This is a genomic window from Pseudokineococcus marinus, from assembly GCF_013004605.1.
GTDB lineage: Bacteria > Actinomycetota > Actinomycetes > Actinomycetales > Quadrisphaeraceae > Pseudokineococcus > Pseudokineococcus marinus.
Genome location: NZ_JABEMA010000290.1, coordinates 1 through 3,816 on the forward strand (window position 1 = coordinate 1; position 3,816 = coordinate 3,816).

General features: G+C 76.6%; 3 protein-coding genes. All 3 read left to right on the top strand.

Annotated features, from left to right (window positions below; genetic code table 11):
• Positions 1–141 precede the first annotated feature (141 nt).
• The gene (locus tag HLB09_RS14180) at positions 142–1,125 is read left to right on the top strand and encodes a 2-hydroxyacid dehydrogenase (RefSeq protein ID WP_171203989.1); all 984 of its coding nucleotides are present in this window, start codon (positions 142–144) and stop codon (positions 1,123–1,125) included.
• Positions 1,126–1,190: 65 nt separating this feature from the next.
• Positions 1,191–2,933: a dihydroxy-acid dehydratase gene (ilvD, locus tag HLB09_RS14185; RefSeq protein WP_171203990.1), complete on the top strand. Its 1,743-nt coding sequence runs from the start codon at positions 1,191–1,193 to the stop codon at positions 2,931–2,933.
• 123 nt (positions 2,934–3,056) lie between these two features.
• The gene (locus tag HLB09_RS14190) at positions 3,057–3,521 is read left to right on the top strand and encodes an Lrp/AsnC family transcriptional regulator (RefSeq protein WP_171203991.1); all 465 of its coding nucleotides are present in this window, start codon (positions 3,057–3,059) and stop codon (positions 3,519–3,521) included.
• Positions 3,522–3,816: the final 295 nt, after the last annotated feature.

A 3,816-nucleotide genomic window follows, 5' to 3' on the forward strand; every position in this document is an offset into this window, starting at 1 on the left:
GTGTGCGGCCATGGGGGGACAACGACCGGGCGCGCCCGCGTGATCCCCGGCGGGCCACCCGACCGGGGGCAGCGGGCGGAGGACGGCGCTGCCGCCTCCCGCCACCGCGCCGCCGCAGCGCCGCCCCGCCACGATGGGGGCATGGCCCGTCGACCGCTCGTGTCCCTGCCCGAGGCCGCGCTCGCCCGCGAGGTGGGCGTCCCCCTCGTCGGCGAGGACGGCAGGACGGACGGGGCCGCTGACGTGGAGGCGGTCGTCTGGGACGTCGCCCGCCCCGCGGTCGAGCAGATGACCGCCGAGCAGGTCGAGCGCCTGGCGCTCGTGGTCCTGCCTTACCACGGGTCACCGGCCGCGCTGGGCTCGCTCGGCGACCTGCCGGCCCTGCGCGTCGTGCAGACGCAGACGACCGGGGTCGACGCCGTCGCGGCGCACGTCCCCGACGGCGTCACGCTGGCCTCCGCGGCCGGCGCCCACGACGCGGGCACGGCCGAGATCGCCCTGGCGCTGCTGCTCGCGAGCGTCCGCCGCATCGACGACGCCGTCCGCGACGCCCAGGAGGGCCGCTGGCGCGGGCCGGAGGGCCTGCGGCCCGGGCTCGCGGGCCGCACGGTCCTCGTCCTCGGGGCGGGCGGCATCGGCGACGCCGTCGTGCGCCGGCTGCGGCCCTTCGAGGTCGACGTCGTCCGCGTCGCCAGCCGCGCCCGCACCGACGACCTGGGGCCCGTCCACGGCGTCGACGAGCTGGGCGCGCTGCTGCAGCGGGCGGACGCCCTCGTCCTCGCCGTCCCCCTGACCGACGGGACGCGCGGCCTCGTGGACGCCGGGGTGCTGGCCGCGCTGCCCGACGGCGCCGTCGTCGTCAACGTCGCCCGCGGGCCCGTCGTCGACACCGACGCGCTCGTGGCCGAGGTCGCCGCCGGGCGCCTGCGGGCCGCGCTCGACGTCACCGACCCCGAGCCGCTGCCGCCCGACCACCCCCTGTGGCGGCTTCCCGGCGCGATCGTCACGCCCCACGTCGGCGGCGCGACGGACGCCATGCGCCCGCGCGTCGTCGCGCTCCTGCGCCGCCAGCTGGCGGCGCTCGCCGCCGGGGAGCCGCTCGAGAACGTCGTCCGCGGGGCCTGACGGCCCCGGACCGCAGGGCGGACGCCCGCCAGGGCCCCGGGACGGGCGCTCCTACACTCCGCGGCATGACGCAGGCACCCGAGCGCAGCAGCTCCACCACGACCCCCGCCGCCGCGGGGGTCGACCGGAAGCCGCGCAGCCGCCAGGTCACCGACGGGCTCGAGGCCACGGCCTCGCGCGGCATGCTCCGCGCCGTCGGGATGGGCGACGACGACTTCGCCAAGCCCCAGATCGGCGTCGCGAGCTCGTGGAACGAGATCACGCCGTGCAACCTCTCCCTCGACCGGCTCGCGAAGTCGGTCAAGGACGGCGTCCACGCCGCGCAGGGCTACCCGCTCGAGTTCGGCACCATCTCGGTCTCCGACGGCATCTCCATGGGCCACGAGGGCATGCACTTCTCGCTCGTGAGCCGCGAGGTCATCGCCGACAGCGTCGAGACCGTCATGCAGGCCGAGCGCCTCGACGGCTCGGTGCTGCTGGCCGGCTGCGACAAGTCGCTGCCGGGCATGCTCATGGCGGCCGCGCGCCTCGACCTCGCCAGCGTCTTCCTCTACGCCGGCTCGATCCTGCCCGGCGTCGCCAAGCTGTCCGACGGCAGCGAGAAGCAGGTGACCATCATCGACGCCTTCGAGGCGGTCGGGGCCTGCTCGCGCGGGCTCATGAGCCGCGAGGACGTCGACGCCATCGAGCGCGCCATCTGCCCCGGCGAGGGCGCCTGCGGCGGCATGTACACGGCCAACACCATGGCCAGCGCCGCCGAGGCGCTCGGCATGTCGCTGCCCGGCTCGGCCGCGCCGCCCGCCACCGACCGCCGCCGCGACGGCTTCGCCCGCCGGTCCGGCGCCGCGGTCGTCGGCCTGCTGGAGCGGGGCATCACCGCCCGCGACATCATGACGAAGGAGGCGTTCGAGAACGCCATCGCCGTCGTCATGGCCTTCGGCGGCTCGACCAACGCCGTCCTGCACCTGCTCGCCATCGCCAACGAGGCGGAGGTGGACCTCACGCTCGACGACTTCGACCGCATCGGCAGCACGGTGCCGCACCTGGCCGACGTGAAGCCCTTCGGCCGCCACGTCATGACCGACGTCGACCGCGTCGGCGGCGTCCCCGTCGTCATGCGCGCGCTGCTCGACGCCGGCCTGCTCCACGGCGACGTCCTCACGGTGACGGGGAAGACGATGGCGGAGAACCTGGCCGACATCGCCCCCCCGGACGTCGACGGCGCCGTGCTCCGGGCGATGGACGCCCCGATCCACCGCACCGGCGGCATCACCGTCCTCAAGGGCTCGCTCGCCCCCGGCGGCGCCGTCGTGAAGTCGGCCGGCTTCGAGTCGGACGTCTTCGAGGGCACCGCCCGCGTGTTCGACCGCGAGCGCGCCGCGATGGACGCCCTCGAGGACGGCACCATCAGCGCCGGCGACGTCGTCGTCATCCGCTACGAGGGCCCCAAGGGCGGCCCGGGCATGCGCGAGATGCTCGCCATCACGGGCGCCATCAAGGGCGCCGGCCTCGGCAAGGACGTGCTGCTCCTCACCGACGGCCGCTTCTCCGGCGGCACGACGGGCCTGTGCGTCGGCCACGTCGCCCCCGAGGCCGTCGACGCCGGTCCCATCGCCTTCGTCCGCGACGGCGACCGCATCCGCCTCGACGTTACGGCCAAGACCCTCGACGTCCTCGTCGACGACGCCGAGCTGGCCCAGCGCCGCGCCGACGGCTGGCAGCCGCTGCCGCAGCGCTACACCCGCGGGGTGCTCGCGAAGTACGCCAAGCTCGTCGGCTCCGCGTCGGGCGGCGCTGTCCTGGCCTGAGCCGAGCGGACCGCCGGACCCGACCTGCTCGTCGCTCGTGACCGTGCACGGTCGCGAGCGACGAGCAGGTCCCGGCGCCCGGTGACGTCGGGCGCCGTGGCGGTGCTGGGTACGGTCCCCGCCATGCCCTCGCTCCCCGGCCCGGACCTCGACGACGTCGACCGCGCCGTCGTCGCCGCGCTCGTCGCGGACGGCCGCCTCAGCTACACCGACCTGGGCAAGCAGGTCGGGCTGCCGACGTCGACCGTGCACCAGCGCGTGCGCCGCCTCGAGCAGCGCGGCGTCCTGCGCGGCTACACGGCCGTCGTCGACGCCGAGGCCCTGGGCCTGCCGCTGTCGGCCATCGTCTCCGTGACGCCGTTCGACCCCGCCGCGCCCGACGACGTCCCCGAGCGCCTCGCCCGGGTGGCCGAGGTCGAGTCCTGCTGGTCCGTCGCCGGCGAGGAGAGCTACGTCCTCCTCGTCCGCACCGAGACCCCGGGCCGCCTCGAGGAGGTCCTCGCGGAGATCCGGACGGCCGGCTCGGTCGCCACGCGCACCACCGTCATCCTCTCGACCCCCTTCGAGGGGCGTCGCCGCACGCCCTGACACGGACGCTGCGGAGAGCCGTCCACGAGCGTGACCGTGCACGGTCACGCCCGTGGACCACTCCACCGGGGGACGGCGCTCGGCCCCGCACCGGGCGTCGGGCGGGCAGACTGCCCGGCGCACGCGCCCTCCGGGGCGGCGACGGGGGACGACGGGGGACGGGGACGACGTGGTGCAGCGGGACGACTGGTTCTTCGGGGCCGACGGGGGAGACCGGGACGAGGACGTGACGGCGGTGGCCGGCGCCCCGGGCGAGCAGGCCGGCCCGCCCGGGCGAGCCCCACGCGGGCGCCGG